The 18,803-nt window shown below is 47.8% G+C and carries 19 protein-coding genes and 1 pseudogene; 8 read left to right on the top strand and 12 right to left on the bottom strand.

The genetic code is table 11. From position 1 onward, the window contains the following. Window position 1: 1 nt before the first annotated feature. From waaF to MMIC_RS06245, 8 genes are all read right to left on the bottom strand, one after another. Window positions 2-979, bottom strand: coding sequence for a lipopolysaccharide heptosyltransferase II (waaF, locus tag MMIC_RS06280; protein WP_072659617.1), 978 nt, complete (start codon window positions 977-979; stop codon window positions 2-4). Beyond that, on the bottom strand, window positions 976-1,677 hold the full coding sequence (locus MMIC_RS06275) for a class I SAM-dependent methyltransferase (RefSeq protein WP_072659616.1): 702 nt from the start codon (window positions 1,675-1,677) through the stop codon (window positions 976-978). The genes waaF and MMIC_RS06275 overlap by 4 nt, the downstream gene beginning before the upstream one ends. After that, window positions 1,674-2,546 (bottom strand): lysophospholipid acyltransferase family protein, encoded by an 873-nt coding sequence (locus MMIC_RS06270; RefSeq protein WP_072659615.1) that lies wholly within the window; start codon window positions 2,544-2,546, stop codon window positions 1,674-1,676. Before MMIC_RS06270 ends, MMIC_RS06275 begins: the two co-directional genes overlap by 4 nt. A gap of 25 nt (window positions 2,547-2,571) precedes the next feature. Continuing rightward, on the bottom strand, window positions 2,572-2,742 hold the full coding sequence (locus MMIC_RS06265; protein ID WP_072659614.1) for a Trm112 family protein: 171 nt from the start codon (window positions 2,740-2,742) through the stop codon (window positions 2,572-2,574). Window positions 2,743-2,851: 109 nt separating this feature from the next. Continuing rightward, a complete protein-coding gene (locus MMIC_RS06260; protein WP_072659613.1) occupies window positions 2,852-3,514 on the bottom strand; it encodes a Bax inhibitor-1/YccA family protein in 663 nt (220 codons plus the stop codon). Between the two features lie 70 nt (window positions 3,515-3,584). Beyond that, window positions 3,585-4,025, bottom strand: coding sequence for an FxsA family protein (locus tag MMIC_RS06255; protein ID WP_072659612.1), 441 nt, complete (start codon window positions 4,023-4,025; stop codon window positions 3,585-3,587). 290 nt (window positions 4,026-4,315) lie between these two features. After that, a complete protein-coding gene (locus tag MMIC_RS06250) occupies window positions 4,316-4,786 on the bottom strand; it encodes an ankyrin repeat domain-containing protein (protein ID WP_227819392.1) in 471 nt (156 codons plus the stop codon). A gap of 29 nt (window positions 4,787-4,815) precedes the next feature. After that, window positions 4,816-6,408: an ABC-F family ATPase gene (locus MMIC_RS06245; protein ID WP_072659610.1), complete on the bottom strand. Its 1,593-nt coding sequence runs from the start codon at window positions 6,406-6,408 to the stop codon at window positions 4,816-4,818. Window positions 6,409-6,506: 98 nt separating this feature from the next. On the opposite strand from MMIC_RS06245, the gene MMIC_RS06240 reads away from it, so the two are divergent. Next, window positions 6,507-7,136: a GNAT family N-acetyltransferase gene (locus tag MMIC_RS06240; RefSeq protein WP_072659609.1), complete on the top strand. Its 630-nt coding sequence runs from the start codon at window positions 6,507-6,509 to the stop codon at window positions 7,134-7,136. Between the two features lie 17 nt (window positions 7,137-7,153). Here MMIC_RS06240 and MMIC_RS06235 read toward each other — a convergent pair whose 3' ends face one another. Both MMIC_RS06235 and MMIC_RS06230 read right to left on the bottom strand, forming a co-directional pair. Beyond that, window positions 7,154-8,386 carry a M20 metallopeptidase family protein gene (locus MMIC_RS06235; protein WP_227819391.1) on the bottom strand — a complete coding sequence of 411 codons (1,233 nt, stop codon included), beginning with the start codon at window positions 8,384-8,386 and terminating at the stop codon, window positions 7,154-7,156. Beyond that, entirely contained in the window at window positions 8,337-9,449 is a 1,113-nt protein-coding gene (locus MMIC_RS06230; protein ID WP_072659608.1) for a carboxylate-amine ligase, read from the bottom strand. The genes MMIC_RS06235 and MMIC_RS06230 overlap by 50 nt, the downstream gene beginning before the upstream one ends. Window positions 9,450-9,608: 159 nt before the next feature. On the opposite strand from MMIC_RS06230, the gene MMIC_RS06225 reads away from it, so the two are divergent. Further along, the gene (locus MMIC_RS06225) at window positions 9,609-10,511 is read left to right on the top strand and encodes a recombination-associated protein RdgC (RefSeq protein ID WP_072659607.1); all 903 of its coding nucleotides are present in this window, start codon (window positions 9,609-9,611) and stop codon (window positions 10,509-10,511) included. Window positions 10,512-10,521: 10 nt separating this feature from the next. After that, window positions 10,522-11,334: a symmetrical bis(5'-nucleosyl)-tetraphosphatase gene (locus MMIC_RS06220; RefSeq protein WP_072659606.1), complete on the top strand. Its 813-nt coding sequence runs from the start codon at window positions 10,522-10,524 to the stop codon at window positions 11,332-11,334. An 11-nt stretch (window positions 11,335-11,345) separates the two neighbouring features. Here MMIC_RS06220 and MMIC_RS06215 read toward each other — a convergent pair whose 3' ends face one another. Beyond that, a complete protein-coding gene (locus MMIC_RS06215; RefSeq protein ID WP_072659605.1) occupies window positions 11,346-12,806 on the bottom strand; it encodes a GGDEF domain-containing protein in 1,461 nt (486 codons plus the stop codon). Then, entirely contained in the window at window positions 12,807-13,589 is a 783-nt protein-coding gene (locus MMIC_RS06210; protein WP_072659604.1) for an exodeoxyribonuclease III, read from the bottom strand. A gap of 91 nt (window positions 13,590-13,680) precedes the next feature. Here MMIC_RS06210 and MMIC_RS06205 point away from each other — a divergent pair. The 5 genes and pseudogenes from MMIC_RS06205 to MMIC_RS06185 form a co-directional block, all read left to right on the top strand. Continuing rightward, a pseudogene (locus tag MMIC_RS06205) lies at window positions 13,681-14,133 on the top strand (YehS family protein); the annotation flags it as partial. Between the two features lie 224 nt (window positions 14,134-14,357). After that, window positions 14,358-15,746 carry an ATP-dependent RNA helicase DbpA gene (dbpA, locus tag MMIC_RS06200; RefSeq protein ID WP_072659603.1) on the top strand — a complete coding sequence of 463 codons (1,389 nt, stop codon included), beginning with the start codon at window positions 14,358-14,360 and terminating at the stop codon, window positions 15,744-15,746. Between the two features lie 181 nt (window positions 15,747-15,927). Continuing rightward, window positions 15,928-17,973: a diguanylate cyclase domain-containing protein gene (locus MMIC_RS06195; protein WP_072659602.1), complete on the top strand. Its 2,046-nt coding sequence runs from the start codon at window positions 15,928-15,930 to the stop codon at window positions 17,971-17,973. 82 nt (window positions 17,974-18,055) lie between these two features. Then, window positions 18,056-18,394, top strand: coding sequence for a hypothetical protein (locus tag MMIC_RS06190; protein ID WP_072659671.1), 339 nt, complete (start codon window positions 18,056-18,058; stop codon window positions 18,392-18,394). 17 nt (window positions 18,395-18,411) lie between these two features. After that, window positions 18,412-18,771 carry a VOC family protein gene (locus MMIC_RS06185; protein WP_072659601.1) on the top strand — a complete coding sequence of 120 codons (360 nt, stop codon included), beginning with the start codon at window positions 18,412-18,414 and terminating at the stop codon, window positions 18,769-18,771. Window positions 18,772-18,803 lie beyond the last annotated feature (32 nt).

Below are 18,803 nucleotides of genomic sequence, written 5' to 3'. Positions count from 1 at the left end.
ATTATTTCAACATGGAAAGGCAGGCATCAAGCAACATTTGAGAAGTGATGTTTGTCATGCATGGATGCCCTGCAACAGTACATTCCCTTTTCAGGCAGGGACTGCATTCGGCGGGTTGATAAATAATTTTTACAGCAGGCCCACTGGGTGCAGTGCGAGAAGGGTCGGTTGCGCCAAACGGAGTTACTGTCGGGATGGCAAGTCCTGCTGCGATATGCATAAGACCGGAATCATTGCATAACATCATCTTGCAGGCCGAAATCAGCTGCAGCGCCTGAGCCAGTGAGGTGGTGCCAGCGGCATTCCAGTGTGGTCCACGAAGGTCCTGCAGAATCAAGTCCCCGACCTGTTTGTCTTCTTTCATACCCAGAATGAGAAGTTGCCAGCCAGATTCCACAAGGCCGTAAGCAATCTCGGCATATTGTTCTGCTGGATAACATTTGGCACCACCAAACTGGGCACCGGGAGCAAGGCAGATCACCCGTTCCGGATTTAGCCCATGCTGTTGCATTAGTGTGCGGCCTGCCTCTTTATCACCATCCGGAGTGGAGAGGCAGACTTCAGTGTCGGCTGTTGTGAATTTCATCTGCCCGGCAATATCGAGATAAGAGAGGCGATGGTGTTCATGTTTAAGGCTGATGCGGTGAGGCAATGCCCGATCCAGCAACAACTTGCGCCATTGCCCCTGGTAGCCAATGATCTCTTTCACCCCGGCTTTTTTACATTGCCAGGCAGAGCGAAAGCTGTTCGGGAAAACATAAGCTGTATCTGCAGCAGGAATCGTTGCTTCATACTGGGCACCCGGGATATTCAGGTAGGGCAGCAGATCACTTAACCAGCTACGCCCACAGACTGTGATATGCTCAGATCCCAGTTGATTGCGATAGTGATTGGCAATCGCAGCCATGGCTGGTTGTGCCATGACCACATCACCGATCCAGTTCGGTGGCATGAGTAGCAGATGCGGTGCTTTATTCATAGATCACTTTTTGCCACTGCTTTCTTTCTTTGTGGCGTACATACAAAAAGTCTTTGTTCACGTTTAAAAAATGGCAGCCAGAGTATTTGTTTCTTGAGCTTCTGTTCACTGTTGATGTAGAAGTGTCTTTCCAGTGTTTTTCGGATGCCTTTTAAGGAGTAGTAATAGGGGCGAGGGCTTCTTGTAATACGTGGCAGGAATCTAAGCAGCCAGTAGTGCAGCCTTGCTTCCAGGGCGCTGTGCGTGCGCATTTCAACAATAAAAATCCCGCCGGGTTTTAGCAGACGCTCAACTTCATTGACAATCAATTCAGGATTCATCGAAAATGAAAGTGTATTCAGGCAGATCACGATGTCGTAACTGTTTGACTCTTTGTTGATGCGTTCTGCATTACAGGCCAGTTGTTCTCCATCTTCTGGCAGTTCCCCGGGAAACATGCGTCTGAAATCATCAATCAAAGGATCAAGATAAGTTTTGTGCTTATGTGGCAAGGAGTGGCTGATACATACAGGTCCACAACCAATCTCAAGAATGCTGCTATCAGCAGAATACTGTTTTGTATGCTGAGTCAACAGAGGCAGCATGCTCATTTCCATTTCTGCCCGTTCGAGTTTCAGGTTCTTTTTTGACCACTGAAACAGGGTACTCTTTTGCGATGCCTGCCAGAGAAAGCGTGATACCGGCTTATGCCTACTCATGCCTGTTCCTGTTCATCCAAATAGAGCCAGCGGCGATGAATCCATAACCACAGTTCTGGACGTTCATGAACATTCGCTGCAAACGACTCGCAAATCGTTTGCATGCTTGCAACATCATCCTGTTTTTTTCCATCTGAAGAAGCAGGTAGTTCAATTTTCCAAAAACGTAGTTTGAAGCGAAAGGATGTTCCGATTCGGTCAAGGCTTACGCCAAGCAGTGGAGTATTATATTTATTGGCAAAGGTGGCCGGTAGCGTAGTGGTATTGGCCATATGTCCAAGGAATGGAACCGGTGTTCCATTGGAAAGGTGTTGATCAACCATGACACAGATAGTGTGCCCGTTTTTCAAAGCACGGGGAAGCCAGCGCAAGCCTTCAAACCTGGATTGAAGATGGGCTCCAAAACGGGTTCGTGATAGTTTGATGAATTGATCTGCCGGAGCTTGTCTAAGTGGGCGATAGATAATGTCACATTCGTAACCCAGCATGGAGAAGCATAGTGCCCCCAACTCCCAGTTACTGTGATGCATGGCGGTCATGATTACACCGTGACCTTGCTCAACAGCACTCTTGTACAAGGCTTCGTCTTCTAACTCAATGCGTGATAGCAGGTATGCTTTTGAGCGCATAAATACATGTGGCATCTCGAACATTGTACGCCCGAGTTCAGCGAATGATTCGTGGGCAATACGGATTTTCCATGCATCATCTTTTTCAGGGTAGACGCGATCAAGGTTGCGCAGGGCAATATTTCTGTGGCGACGGTTCATGATATAAATGAACCGGCCAAGCCCGGCACCGCAAGCGCCAAGCAAGCGCACCGGTAGCAACTGCACCAGAAAAAAGAGGGTTTTAATCAGGATGGACAAGGAGGTAAGCCCGGAAAGCCAGAAATCAGCTACTTAGTACTTTTGCCTCATCGATCAGCATGACCGGAATATCATCACGGATTGGGAACTCTAGTTTGCAGGCATCGCAAACCAGTCCATTTTTGGAGTCATTATAATGGATATCCCCCTTACATTTAGGGCATGCAAGAATTTCCATCAAAGCTTTATCCAACATAGTAATCTCCATGGTCACAGCTGTTATCTGATATGAAAGGGGTGATACTAACGAAAATGCGGCCCAAAAACAGGCCGCATGATCAATTCATGACTTTTTATTCTGTGATTTATTCGTCGCCGAGCATGCCAAACATGGCCAGTAGATGCTGGAACAACAGGAATACGTCCAGATACAGTGTCAGAGCTGCTGAGATATACTCGTCATTCGGATAATCGCGCAGAATACTGGATGTATCATACAGGATGAAGGCGGAGAATAGCAGGACACCAACGCCGGAGAGCGTCAGTGCCAGTGCAGGTGACTCAAAGAAAAAGTAGTTGGACAGACCCAGTACGATCATGGCAATCAGCCCGGTCCATACAAAACCCTTGAGGAATGAGAAATCACGCTTGGAGATGAAGGTGTAAGCAGTCAGAGCTGTGAAGGCAACAGCTGTGGTCATAAATGCCTGCACTACAAGTGTAGGTGATTTGGCTGAGACTGCAGTAACCAGTGGTGCAATCGCCATGCCGGTAATAGCACCGAAACCAATCAAGGCTACAAAATTAAGGCCTTTAACATGGCGTACAGCCTGAACTGCAAAGATGCCTCCAATCATAATGAACAGCATCATCCATGGATGTTCATACGGGAATGCCAGGCCCATCGACATATAAGCGCCGATGCTGCCGGATGCGATGCACATTGCCAGCATGCCATAGGTCTTGCCGAGGAATGAGATGCGAGCGTCAGCCAGATGGGCTGAAGATGTCATTGTTGCTGGATTCATATGTGTAACCTCCAAAATCAGATCGTAATGTAAGGGTGTGAGATATCAGGTCAAGCGAAGCGAGCTTGCATCATGGCACGTGTTTATCGTGGGTAATTACTTCCACATCAATAATGTCAGAGCCGGAGCTGCTGTTATGACGGGCCTGGTGCGGGGATTGAATCTGTTGCGTGGGCAGTCTGCCAATCATAAAACGGCGAAAGGGCGGGAATAACAGCAGGAAACCGATACTGTCGGTGATAAAGCCCGGCGTGAATAGCAAAATGCCGGATAACGCGATCATCAGCCCATGCAGGCCATGATCGAGAGGAGCTTCTCCATGCGCCATACGCTTTTGTGCATCCACCAGTGTGGATAGACCCTGATAGCGAATCAGAAAGCCGCCGAGGGCAGCAGTAAGCAGGCAGAGCGCGATCGTGGATAGGCCGCCAATGCCACTACCAACTTCTATAAGAACCCAGAGTTCAAGTAGTGGGATAGTAATAAATAGTAGAAATACAATTCTTAGCATAATGCTATGTATAGGGTTGAAAGATCATGAATTCAAGGTCTGTTTGGATCAGCAATAGATTTCTGATTATCAGCTTGCGTAGTCAAAATCTTTTAGCGATATGTAAAAGAATGCGCCCGTGTAAAGTGTAATAAAAAGTCCGGCAAACATGAACAGGTATCCCATCGTCATTTCTCCTCAGACAGTCACATTATTGTGAAGTCATGGCTGTGATCATGGTTGCTGCAGGTTGTGCTTTGGTGAGGAACGACTTAATACTATTTAATGAACTGTCTTCACGAGGCTGAGGACTACTTTGATTTATCAGCATATTCCAAATGTGCTCCGTGTTTGATGTACAAGTCGGTCAGTTCGCGAGTCATGGAGCCATAAAAGGCAAAATAGTACGGGTAATCCCAATCAGCATCTTTGATGTTCGGGTCTGCACCGGCTTCAAGCAGTATGCGTATCGTATCGATATTTTTTTCGGTAAGATGAAGAGGGGTGGATGATCTGTCATTTTGTGCATTCAGATCTGCACCGTTCTCGATGAGGAAATGCATGATGGCGATATGAGCCTGTTTTGTGGCATGATGTAAAGCTGTATTTTTATTTGCATCGACAGTATTAATGTCTGCCCCAAGCTTGAGCAGGTGTCTTAAAGATTCTTCGTCGCAACGTGCAGCAGCATCAAGCCAGGCTTTGTTATGGTCAGTTAAATTATCACTTTGCACAGCAACCTCCAATACATCTAAGCATAGATCTTGTGGCTCAGGATTCAAGGATTGGGGCTTGTCCTGTTCAGTGTTAGCTAAACGACACCCTGAGACTTCAGATACTCTTCATAAGTGCCGTGATAATCCACAATGCCTTCAGGTGTCAGTTCAATAATGCGTGTAGCAATGGAGGAGATCAATTCCCGGTCGTGGGAAACAAAGATCAGCGTTCCCGGATAAGCTGCCAGAGCTGTGTTCAGAGATTCGATAAATTCCATGTCCATATGGTTGGTAGGTTCATCCAGCAGCATCACATTGGGATTCTCGAACATGAACTTGCCAAACAGCATGCGTCCCTGTTCACCGCCTGAAAGTGCTTTAACCGATTTGTTGATGTCATTCTGGCTGAATAGCATACGTCCCAGATTGCCACGAACTTCCTGCTCCCCATGTTCTTTTCTTTTCCACTGTGCCATCCAGTCAAAAAGATTCAAATCCTCAGCAAAATCTGCCGAATGATCTTGAGCATAATAGCCCAGTTTTACGTTTTCTGACCATTTGATAATGCCGGAGGTTGGTTTCAGATCGCCGGCCAGACAGCGTAATAGCGTGGTTTTTCCAATGCCGTTGGGGCCGATTACGGCAATTCGTTCACCGACAGGTACCATCAAATCAAAGTTTTCAAACAAAGGTAAGCTGTCAAATGATTTGCTCAGACTTTTGAGTTCAAGCGCAATACGGTAAAGCTTTTTATCCTGTACAAAGCGCATGAACGGGCTCATACGGCTTGAAGCTTTCACTTCATCAAGTTTGATCTTATCCAGCTTTTTGGCACGTGACTGCGCCTGAGTCGCTTTGGATGCATTGGCGGAAAAACGACGAACAAATGCCTCAAGTTCCTGGATCTCTTCTGCTTTTTTGGCATTAGAAGTTAATAACTGCTCCTGAACCAGGGCTGCAGCTGCCGAATATTCATCGTAATTGCCCGGATAAATACGCAGTTCTCCATAATCCATGTCGGCCATATGGGTGCAGACACTGTTCAGGAAATGGCGATCATGTGAAATAATGATCATTGTACTCTTGCGCTCGTTAATCACACCTTCCAGCCAGCGAATGGCGTTGAGGTCCAGATTATTGGTTGGCTCATCTAGCAGAATGATTTCCGGATCACCAAACAGTGCCTGAGCCAGCAGTACGCGAAGTTTTGAGCCAGGAGCAATGGATTTCATCAGATTATAATGGTCTTCCACCGGAATACCCATCTCTATCAGCAATTCGCCAGCATTGGATTCCGCACTGTATCCGTCGAGTTCGGCAAATTGTCCTTCCAGATCACCGGCGCGCATGCCGTCTTCTTCGGACATTTCAGGCAGAGCATAAATAGCGTCGCGTTCCTGTTTGATCGTCCACAGGGCTTCATAACCCATCATCACGGTATCAAGCACGGTAAACTCTTCAAATGCAAAATGATCCTGACGCAATTTACCAAGTCGCTCATGCTGGTCGATACTTACATTGCCGGATGTCGGTACCAGATCACCACCGAGAATTTTCATGAATGTGGATTTACCGCAACCATTCGCGCCAATCAGGCCATAGCGGTTACCATCTCCGAATTTAACCGAGATGTTTTCAAACAGGGGATAGTCCCCGAATTGCATGGTAATACCTGATGTAGAAATCAATTACAGTTCCGTGGTGCAGTAGATTAACCATGTTTGAGCATGGTCTGAATTGCTGCGCAGCATAATGCTGAGCATGATATATACAAGCAGCTTTGACTGTGGGGGGTGTGATTGTTGCAGCTGGATTCGACCAGCTTGAATTGCCTCGCGTAAACAGAGAGCTATCATTTGTACATCACATGGAAAAGAGGTGTGTTCTGCAAAATAGTATAAATTGTAACATTCGACTGGCCACCCTTGAAGATGTGGAGGCTATTATTGAAATTGGCCGTAGTACTTTTGCCAGGGCGTATGGCGCCATTGTCCTGCCCAGTGATATGGAATCATATTTAGCGAAGGTGTTTGATTCTGAGCTTATTCGCTCAGAGATTCTCAGTTTGAGTGTCAGTTATTATCTGACCGAGAGTGAATCGAACATCTTGGCTTATGCAAAGCTCGTGGAGACTTCAAAGCCGGAATATCTGGTTGATGCGAATGTGGCTGAACTGGTTCGGTTGTATGTTGTTCCTGAAGTTTATGGCAAAGGCATCGGTCGACTGTTGCTCAATACAGTCAGGCAGGAGGTGATCGCATCCGGTTATTCAGGCTGGTGGTTGCGCGTTTGGGAGAAGAATGAAGGAGCGATTCGATTCTACGAACGAAATAACTTCCGAAGGGTAGGCCGTGAACCTTATCTGATCGGTGTGACCGCGAACCCTGTCGTATTAATGTTTGAAAGTTTCGAGTGAGTCGTTCCCGTGTCGGATTACTTTTGCAGCAATGCCAGTGCAGAAAAAGCTGCAACACCTGAGCGCATGGACGATTCATCAATATCAAAGCATGGATGGTGAAGAGGGTACCTGGTTTCAGGACCGCCGCCGGTGCCAAGCCTGAACAGGCAACCTGGAGTGTCGCGCAAAAACTCGGCAAAATCTTCACCGCCCATGGAAGCTTCCTCAATATCAATAAGCAGAGTGTCCGGCATAATTTCTTTAAACACATCACGGGCTTGATTTAAGAGCTTCGGATCATTGCTTAAAACAGGTGTGGCCTGCCTGAGGTTGAATTTTGCGCTGGCACCCCATGCTTCAGCGGTTTGACGAATGATCCGATCCATGACTAAGCGGATCTCTTCGTGTGCTTCAGGGTGCAGGCTGCGGAAAGTGCCGGAAAATGAGATTTGATCGGGGATAACGTTACCAGCATGTCCCCCGTGAATCTGACCAATGGTGAGCACTGCCGGGTGAAGCGGGTTGACGCGACGTCCGACAATCTGGTGCAGGGCCTGAATGACCTGAGTGGCGACCAGAACTACATCGATGCATTCGTGAGGACGCGCGGCATGACCGCCTCGGCCAAGAATCTCCACATCAAACATATCGGCAGCGGCACACATCGGACCATCTCTAAGGCCAATAGAACCTGCAGGCAGATAGGGGTAAACATGCATGGCATAAATCTGTTCAGGCCTGATATCTCCGAACACATTGTCTCTCAACATGGCGGATGCGCCTTCGCAAGTTTCCTCGGCAGGCTGAAAAACAAAAGCGATATTATGATTCAGATGTTCCTGTTGGGCATGCAACAGATGTATGACTCCAAGCATGACTGCGGTATGGACATCATGACCGCAAGTATGCGATTTATTAGATACTCTGGAGGCATATGGGCGTTGCTTTCCATCCTGAATGGGCAGTGCATCCATATCAGCACGAAACGCGATCCAGGGCTTGTCCTCATCAATTTTCAGTGTGCTAAGCAAGCCAAAACCACCAATGCCTTCATGCACTTCCATGCCCAGTTTTTTACAGGCTTGAGCAACCATTTGTGCGGTATTCTTTTCTTCTCCCGAAAGTTCCGGGTGCTGATGCAGATGCCGACGCATATTCACTACCTCAGGCATCACGGATTCAACAGCAGCTGCAAGTTGTTCTTCAGTTATCCGCATTTCACCACCCATCCAGTTCACGCATGGCTCGTACCATGGCTGAAAAGTCATCAGTTGTATTGTACAACTCGCGCTGTGAATCAGCGCCACCACCATTTGTGCGCCAGTATGATATCTGCCTGGCAACCAGTTGTAGTTCATTGTCATCGATGCCGTAGGCAGCCAGTTGATCCAGTCGTTTTTCCAGCCAGTCGAGCACAGGGATCAGTTCTTCGCTGAACGGATCGATAATGGTTCCCCGTATACCGTAGCGGCAGGCTCGCCAGCGGTTCTCACGAATCAGCGAAGGATGAACTTTCAGAGGCTCTTCATGCCCGATTGCGGCCATGGCTTCAGCTCTGGCATAAGCAACATAGGCCGCGGTATCGTCAAAGCTTGCTGGCATGTCACCAATACGGATTTCAAGCGTGCCAAAGTCGGGGTGAGGGCGCATTTCCCACCATATATCACGCACCGAACCGATGCTGCCTGTAGCCATAAGCCGTTGTGTACAATGTTCGAAGTCCTGCCAGTCGGCAAAATAAAATGGCATGCCACCCTGACTCAGGCCTTCAAAGATCTTGATGCGACTGGCAGCCAGCCCGGTTTTTTCACCGTGCCAGAATGGGGAATTGGCAGAGATGGCCAGAAATACCGGCATGATCGGCAGCAGATGGTTCATGACTTTGATACAGTTATCTCCATCAGGCATACCGATATGTGTGTGAATGCCGCAGATATTAAAACGCCTGGCTACCCATTGCAGCCGTTTAAGCAGTTGGTAATAACGGGGGTCATCACTGACTTCCTGGTCACGCCAGTGAGAAACAGGATGAGTGCCGGAAGAGAGCAGGGCACCGTTCTGGTTTTGTAATACGACATCGACCTGTTTATACAGATCGAGTAATTCCTGCATGGCTGAGTTTGTAGACGTATGAATTTCAGTGTTGATTTCAACTATCGAGGTGAACAGTTCCGGCTTGATGCGCGGTGTGTCTCCAATGACAGAAAACACATAAGGGGCAAGCGGAGCCTGTTGCCCTGAATCTGCATCCACACACATCCATTCCATCTCCACACCCAGCGTGCCGGGAGTAGAACTATTGAAAGGAATGCTGTTCGCTGTGTCAGACATCACAGCTGAGTATAGCGCTGATGGCTTGAATGATGAAGTCGAAGATGCAGGTGCGAATCATGGTAGTTGTGAAGTGCCGTTGCTTTGGTACATTGCGTCAGTTCCGATTGTCCAAAGACGTTTTCAGGTCTCATTCAATATTAAAGGATTATACAATCAATGTGGTTTAAAAACATACACTTCTACAAATTTGAAGATGAATTCAAGCTGGATGCGCAGAAATTGCACGTGGTTCTGGCAACGCGTAAATCCCGCGCTTGTGGTCAGATGGAAATGGCTGCTCAGGGCTGGACTGAACCATTGGGTCATAATGGCCAGATGCTGGTGCATCAGACCGATGGTAATCTTATGCTCTGTCTCAGGCGCGAGGATAAGGTGCTGCCTGCATCTCTGGTAAAAGAGCAGGTGGAACTGCAGGTCATGCAGATTGAACAGGAAGCAGGGCGTCTGGTTGGTCGTAAAGAGCGCAGTGATATCAAGGATTCGGTGCTGCAGGAATTAATGCCCAGAGCGCTGGTTAAAACCAGTCTTACCTATGCGGCTATTTTGCCGAAACAGGGCTGGTTCATCGTCAATGCAGCCAGCGCAAAAAAAGCCGAAGAATTGATCGAATATCTGCGTAAAACTTTGGGCACCTTTAATGTGGTTCTGCCTTCCACCGATGATTCTCTGGAAGCAGCCATGACAGAATGGCTGGTTAATGATCATAGCCTTCCATCAGCTTTCACACTGGAAGATGCCTGTGAAATGCGTTCCAGTAATGAAAATCAGGGGGTGATCCGCTGTGCTCATGTGGAGATTGCATCTGATGATGTGCGGGCGCATGTCAGAAATGGTTATAGAGTGAAAAAGCTGGCCATGAACTGGCAGGAGCGCTTGTCATTTGTACTAAACGAGGACCTTTCCATTAAACGCATGCGCTTTGATTCAGCTATTCTTGATGAGGCAGGTGAAGCCGGTGATGATGAGGTCACTCGTTTCGATGCTGATTTTGCCATTATGGCAGCAGAGTTGGCGGAATTTATTCCTCAACTGCTCGCTGTGGTGAAAGCAAAAGGATAGACTTTAGCCCATGGCAGTGTACGCGGTTGGTGATATTCAGGGCTGTTATAACTCCCTGAAGAAACTTCTCAAAAAAGTAAAATTTGATGCATCCAGTGACACACTCTGGTGCGTGGGTGATCTCGTTAATCGTGGGCCGGATTCCCTGAAAACTCTGCGCTTTCTCAAGAGTCTCGGTGATTCATGCATCTGTGTGCTGGGAAATCATGATTTGCATTTGCTGGAGCTTGCTGCTGGTGGGCTGAAATATCGACGTGACTCACTCGAAGATGTTCTTGATGCCGAAGATTGCGATGAATTGATCCAATGGCTGCGGTTTCGCCCGATTCTGTATCATGATGAAACAATGCAGTGGACCATGGTACATGCCGGCCTGCATCCGAACTGGTCGCTGAAAAAAGCCAGGAAGCGGGCACGCAAGATCGAAGCGCAGTTGCAGGGCAACGAATGGAAAGAGTTTTGCCGCCAGCTACATCATGTGAAATTCCCGATTCGCGAACCGAAAAAAGCGGATCCAACAAGATTACTGTTTGCTACGGCTGTATTCACTCGTACGCGTTACTGTACCAGTGACGGTTTGTTTAACTGGGATGTGCGTACCGGCGAAAGCAGCAATTATCGCGACAGGGCTTGGTATGCACACAAAAGAGCAAAGTGGCATAAACAGACGCATGTGGTTTATGGACACTGGGCAGCTAAAGGTCTGGTCAAAGACCAGGCACACGTATTGGGGCTGGATACCGGCTGTGTGTGGGGTAATAGAATGACTCTGGCGAAACTAAAAAAGTGTGGTGGTTTCAAAATTGTCGCACAGGTCAAATAACTGATCAATCCTCATTCTTTAGATGGGGTATAATGAAACTGCTCATCTGCAAATATTCGCAGGCATCCCTTGCCTGATTTTTTTGCCTCATACAGCGCTTCATCAGCTTTTTTCAATAAGGTTTCAGCGTGAGCAGTCTCGCCGGACTGCGTAACAAGACCGATGGAGACGCTGGTTTTGATTTCAGGGGCATTCACAAGATCAAAGTTGGCAACCTTTTCGAGAATACGCATGCCGATCCTTTCCAGACAGGAGCCCTGCATGGCATCATCAGATGGAAGCAGGATGACAAATTCATCTCCGCCATAGCGGGCACACAGGTCGTAGTCCCTGATGCAGCTTTCGATACTTGTAGCTATATGCTTTAGCACCAGATCGCCGGTTTGGTGGCCATAGGTATCATTGATCTGTTTGAAATCATCCAGATCGATAAAACCACAGGTCAATGTGCCGTTTTTCATGCGTTTGATTCGGCTGACTTCCTGATGCAGCTGCATATCAAATTTACGACGATTGAACACGCCGGTTAATGCATCGAAGATGGCCATCTCCTCAAGCTGCTGAAAGTGATCCAGTGTTTTGAAAGTCATATTAAGATGAACTGATGCCATCTTCAGGGTTGTTTTCTGCTCTTTGCTCAGTGGGGCCTGGATATCAAACAGCAGTACGCCTGACAGGCGAGTGTCCTGCCACAGAGGTAATGCAACATTGTAGCAGTTTTCGATGGCCTGACATTTAATCTGAATCGAAGGTTTAAAAAGCTTATAACGTTCCTTTTGGGATAATCTGCTACAGGCATCGAGGATGATGCCATTGCAGGACTGACATGACTCGATTTCAGAACAATCGGGGGCATTCTCACCGATAGCACCAACGCATTGAGGGGCTTTGCTTTGTTTATCAAAGATCAGAGCTAATCCACTTATCGCATGAACATGGCTATGGATATCAGCAAAAGATCGGCTGGTGATATCATGAATAGGCGGGCGACTTTCCAGTTGCAGGGTGATTTCCAGCATACAGTCCAACAGACTTAATCGGGAGTTCTGTGTTTCGATTGTACGCTCGCTTCGCAGTTCCTGATTGGCCATATCAAATAGCAGCTTGGCTGATTTGGCAGAAATCAATTCTACCTGATGTTCTCTTTTAAAGGCTATCAGTTTGCTACGTAGTGAAGCGTCACCGGTTACGTCGATGATGATATCGCCTCTGAATGATTCCAGTTCTGCAGAGCTGTCGGTCGAGGTGTTGACGCCCAGTTCATGTGCAAGTTGAAATGCGGGTGCATCCTCTGAGATGTCGATAATGGAATGAATACTTACATGTTCAGATTGGCTCAAGACCTCCAGCATCGCCAGACCGCCGAGTCCTGCACCGAAGATCAGGACATCGAGGTTTTTTGTAACTTTGGCAACGCTTGCCAGCGACTCTGCCAGTACCTGCAAATCTTTTGCAGGGTGGGTGGTGTTCATTCAGCCTCCGAATTCTGCTGTGATTGGAGCGTGGTCAGAATACCAATGATCGGTAAAAACATCAATTCTTTTAATGGTATTGGCGATTGCGGGAGTGCAAATATGATAATCAATGCGCCAGCCGACATTATTGGCACGAGCCTGGCCCCGATTCGACCACCAGCTGTACTGCTCTTTTTCAGGATACAGTATGCGAAAGGGGTCGACGAAACCGGCAGAGAGCCACTGGCTCATCCAGGTACGTTCTTCCGGCAGGAAGCCGGAATTCTTCTGGTTACCGCGCCAGTTTTTCAGATCGATATTCTGATGTGCGATATTCATATCCCCACATACAATTAACTCGCGCCCTTCATTCTTCAATCGCTGCATCAGTGGCAGGAACTGCTCAAGGAATACCATCTTGCCAGCCTGACGGTCGGGTGAACTGGAGCCGGATGGAAAATAGGCTGAGATGACGGACTGGTTACCGAAATCTGCCATGATAAAACGCCCCTCAGCATCAAAGCGCGACCAGTCAGTTTCAGGGTCGATCGAAGCCAGTCCAATATGTACAGCATCGGGTTTGTTGCATGAATAAAGTGCCACGCCGGAATAACCTGGTTTCTCGGCAAAATGATAATGCCGATAGTAGCGCTCAGGTAAAGACTCTGGTGGTAGTTGGTGCTCGTGCGCTTTTAATTCCTGCAAGCAGAGGAAGTCTGCATCCTGATCGTTAAACCAGTCCCAGAAACCTTTGCGTGAGGCTGCCCGGATACCGTTGAGATTAGCGGTGATTATTTTCATCACTCAATTATGCATGGTCATTCTTCAAGTGCAAAAGTAGTAAGGACTATCCGGCATTTGCAACTGAACAGGTCGGACCTAGAGTCGCCTGATGACCAATAATGATATTCTGCGCCGTGTCCGTTATGCCTTCGATTTTAACGATTCTAAAATGATTGCACTATTCGGGTTGGCAGACTTTCCGGTAACACGTGAGCAGACCAGTGCATGGTTAAAGAAAGATGATGATCCTGCACGGCAGGAACTCACTGATCGGGAACTGGCTCTGTTTCTTAATGGTCTGATTATCGATAAACGCGGTAGACGGGACGGGCCACAACCCGAACCTGAACAACGTTTGAATAATAATATCATCTTCAGGAAGCTGAGAATTGCACTGAATCTGAAAGACGATGATATTCTTGAGATTCTTGCACTGGATGAGCGACGGATGAGTAAGCATGAATTGAGTGCTTTCTTCCGCAAACCCGGCCACAACCATTATCGTGCCTGCATGGATCAGGTGCTGCGTAATTTTATAAAAGGCCTGCAAATCAAATATCGTGGTGAGAAAAAATCAGTAGCCGCAAAGGTGAAAACAAGGAACGTAGAATCCGCAGTATCGAAACCTTCAGTGTCAAAAGAAACTGCGTCCAAACCCGCATTTCAGTGGAAGCGGAAAAAAGATTAAACAAGCAGTTGCAGGGCGGCGCATATCTTTTACATAGTCAGGGCACTAGCATCCGGCTATCACCACTCTTGAACAACACCGTTTAACCACAGGATATTATGAGCAACACAGCCTTTTCATCTCTCAAGATACATGCCGACCTTTTAAAGAACCTCACTTCACTGGGGTATGAACATATGACGCCGATTCAGGCAAGGAGTCTGCCGGATATTCTGGCCGGCAAGGATGTGATTGCTCAGGGTAAAACCGGCTCAGGAAAAACCGCTGCATTCGGCCTCGGTCTGCTGCAAAAGCTGGATGTGAAAGTTCATGCTGTGCAATCGCTGGTGCTTTGCCCGACCCGTGAGCTTGCAGATCAGGTAGCCAAGGAAATTCGTCGTCTGGCGCGCTCGGTATCCAATATTAAGGTGCTGACATTATGCGGGGGCATGCCGTTCGGGCCTCAGGTGGGGTCGCTGGAGCACGGTGCGCACATTGTTGTCGGCACACCCGGTCGTATCGAAGATCATCTGAGTCGTGGGACGATGAGACTCAACCGGGTGAATACACTGGTGCTGGATGAAGCTGATCGCATGCTTGAGATGGGTTTCCAGGCCTCACTGGATAATATTGTTAATCAGATTCCCAAGTGGCGCCAGACACTGCTGTTCAGTGCGACATTTCCGGATCAGATCAAGTCCATTTCCAGGCGCATTATGCTTAAGCCTGTGATGGTGCAGGTGGAATCGACTCATGACAGCACAACGATTTCACAGCATTTTTATAAAGTTGATAGTCCGAAGCAATGTATGACTGCGCTGCATCTCCTGTTAGCCGAGCATCAACCCGAATCCAGCGTGGTCTTCTGTAATACCAAGAAGGAAACCTGGGAGATTACTGAGGACCTGAGACGTCTTGGTTTCAGCGCCATGGCTCTGAATGGTGATCTCGAACAGCGCGAGCGTGATCAGGTCATGGTGCGCTTTACCAATAAAAGTATCTCTATCCTTGTGGCTACCGATGTTGCAGCGCGTGGTCTGGATGTTGATGCATTGGATGCAGTGTTCAATTTCCAGTTTCCGCATGAACCTGAAACCTATCTGCACCGCATAGGTCGCACAGGCCGTGCCGGCAGCAAGGGCGCTTCCTTCACGCTGCATAATGGAAATGAATACAAGTTGGCTCTGTTCGGCGACTACCTGAACACAAGCATCGAGAGTGAGCCGTTGCCCCCTCAAAGTGTGCTTGATAAACCCGTCTTTAAAGCGGCCATGGCAACCTTGCAGATCGGTGGCGGTAAAAAGCAGAAGCTTCGTCCCGGTGACATTCTCGGAGCCCTGACAGGTGAGGGTGGCATCACCGGCAAACAGGTGGGGAAAATCCATATCCTCGATAACTGGGCTTATGTGGCTGTTGGTTGTGATGTGGTTAAAGCTGCCCTGAAAAAACTGGAAACAGGCAAACTTAAAGGCCGCACTTTCCGTGTCCGCCTGATTACTACAGCCTGAGATTAATGGCTTTGGTGCTCTTATCATTTGACAAATCGGGTATAACCGAGTAAAACAGTGGGGTAAAGCGCTCGTCAAACTGAATGTTGCTTAGGCAACACTGGGGGGAGACGATGGAAAGTGGCCACACTGAGCGAGAAATTATTTCGTGAAGCCCATAGCTTGGCATAAAAGCCTGAGGATGCGTCTGCTTTTGCCGCTTGTCGGCATTCTATCCCTGACTTTTATCATTACCTCGGTCATCCTGATTCGAGAGCAGGGTGAACTGATTACGGACCAGGCGCGTTCTGAAGCGGATAATCTGGCAAACTCCATGCTTTCCAGTCTGAAGACTCTGATGACTGCCGGAGATGCGCTCTATGTGCATGACTGGCTCAAACGAATTCGAAGTCATCCCGATATGCAGCGTATCGGGATTCTCCGTCGTGACGGCAATGATGCGTTTCAGGATCTGCGCACTATCAATCAGGTCAATGCTTATATTGGAGAGAATCGCTTTATGCGTGAGCCTTTGCCATTACATCGGCAGGATGATCTGCCTGCCAGTTCGGTTGAGCAGGCTGCATCAGGTCAGACGGTAACGCTTGAGCAGGGTAGCAATATGACATTTCTCTTGCCGATCAAAAGGGACGCACAGTGTGCAAGTTGCCATGGTTACGATGCTTCGCCTGTCCGGGGAATTCTAAGGCTCACACTTTCCACAGAAAAAACAGCGTTGGGACTGCAGCAGACTGCATTGACCGTGAGTCTTATCGCTGCCGGTGCCATGCTGATGCTGTCCTGGCTCAGCTATATGATTATCCGTAACCGTATCCTTGCACCGATTGATCAGATGACGCAGGCCACTGCGGATATCACAGCAGGTAATCTTGATGCCCGCGTTGATACCCGTGACGGGGATGAGATTGCTGCTCTGGGTCATTCGTTTAATGATATGACCGAGAGTCTCGAACAAACCACGGTTTCAAAGTGTTATGTGGATCAGATCATCTATTCACTTGGGGATATGCTGTTTGTGACCGATGATGACGGCATCATTATCATGATCAATCCGGCTGTTTCCCTAACGCTCGGATTCGAGTCTTCCGAACTGGTGGGTAAACAGGTTACAGAAATTGTATTGGGTGGTTTGATGACGCCACAAGAAGCTGAAAGCCTTGAGGCCGGTTCAGCCATCAATAGCATTGATCGGCAGATACTCAACAAAGCCGGTGAAAAAATCCCTGTTCTGATCAGCGTATCAATGCTGGAGCCCAGTAAAAACAAGCATCAGCTTATTTATGCCGCGCATGACATTACACGTCAAAAGGTTGCTGAACGGCAGATGCAGTTGGCAGCCAAAGTGATGGATACGGTATCCAATGGCATTATCGTTTCCGATGCAGAGCATCGTATTCTTATGGTGAACCCTGCCTTCACTGCAATTACTGGTTATGAAGCCGAGGATGTGATCGGGCGCAAGCCCGGCATGTTGCAGTCCGATGAGCACGATGAAGACTTTTATCAGCAGTTGCGGGATAAAGTGATGAGCCTCGGCTACTGGGAGGGTGAAATCTGGAACAGGCGCAAGAATGGTGAAGTTTACCCACAATGGTTAACCATCAGTAGTATGCGGGATGACACAGGGGCTATTACGCATTGCGTAAGCACCTTTCTCGATATCAGTGAAGAAAAGCGTATTCATCATGAGCTTGAATATCTGGCTAATCACGATTCACTCACAAATCTTCCCAATCGCAAACTGTTTATTGATCGCATTGAGCATGCCTTGCCCATGGCCAAGCGGGCAAAACATACGGTTGCACTGCTTTTTGTCGATATCGACGGGTTTAAACCGGTGAATGATATGCATGGACATGCTGTGGGCGATAGCTTGCTTAAAGCCATTGCTGTTCGTTTGCGCGAATGTGTACGCGAATCGGATACCGTAGCCAGGATTGGTGGCGATGAATTCACCATCCTGATGGAAGGTGTGGATGATATCTCACACGTGATGCCGATTGCGGAAAAAGTGCTCAATTCCATGAAACGTCCATTTGATGTCGATGAGGTCCATTGCCGGATTGGAGCCAGTATCGGTATCAGTCTCTATCCTGAACATGCTGATAATCTTAATGATCTGGTGAAAAGAGCGGACGGGGCGATGTATCAAGCCAAAAAGTTAGGACGCAACCGTGTCTGCGTTTACCGGCCAGATGCAGATGATGATAAGGATTATATGATATAACTCATTCATTTAAATCAGAACGGGTTTATTTTCCGGCATCTGTATGATGGAGTTGATGGTAGACAAACTTCTTTACGGAGGAATGATGCATAATCGAATCTTTGCAGTATTGCTGGTGGCATTTTTTATGTCCGCTTGTACTCAGGAACAGCAAAATAAAATCAGCCGCGTTGTGCAGAACTATACTGGTACGGATGGAGTGCTGGAAATTTATGCTGGCGAGAAGCTGGTGAAGCGATTTATCAAAATTGATAAACTGTCCACGGCTATCAGCACGAGCGATGATACACCACGCCCTTATCGCTTCGGTTACGGTATTCTGGATGCAAACTTTAATATGAGGGCTGATGCCGGTGAAAAGAAGGTCTACTTTGAATTCAGTGATTATTCGACCAGTTATATATTCTACGGTCATCCATAGATTCTGAGGATAAAAACATGAATGAACACGGCAAGATCAATTACGTTGAATTTCCTGCAACTAACCTTGAAGCCACGAAAGCTTTTTTTTCTGCTGCATTCGGCTGGTCATTTGTGGATTATGGACCAGAATATACGGCGTTTTCAGACCAAGGGCTGGATGGTGGCTTCTTCAAGTCGGATTTGACGGCTTCAACAGTAAATGGCAGCGCGCTGATCGTTTTCTACAGCAAAGCACTAGAGCAGACTCAAACCAGCATTGAGCGTGCCGGTGGTGTTATCATCAAGCCGATTTTTGCTTTTCCTGGCGGACGTCGCTTTCATTTTACTGATCCGAATGGCAATGAGTATGCAGTCTGGTCAGACACTGAGCTATAACTGCATCCAGGGTTCAGCCTGTACCTGACGCA

It is taken from the genome of Mariprofundus micogutta, assembly GCF_001895085.1.
Lineage (GTDB): Bacteria > Pseudomonadota > Zetaproteobacteria > Mariprofundales > Mariprofundaceae > Mariprofundus > Mariprofundus micogutta.
This window is presented reverse-complemented; position numbering and strand designations above follow the sequence as displayed.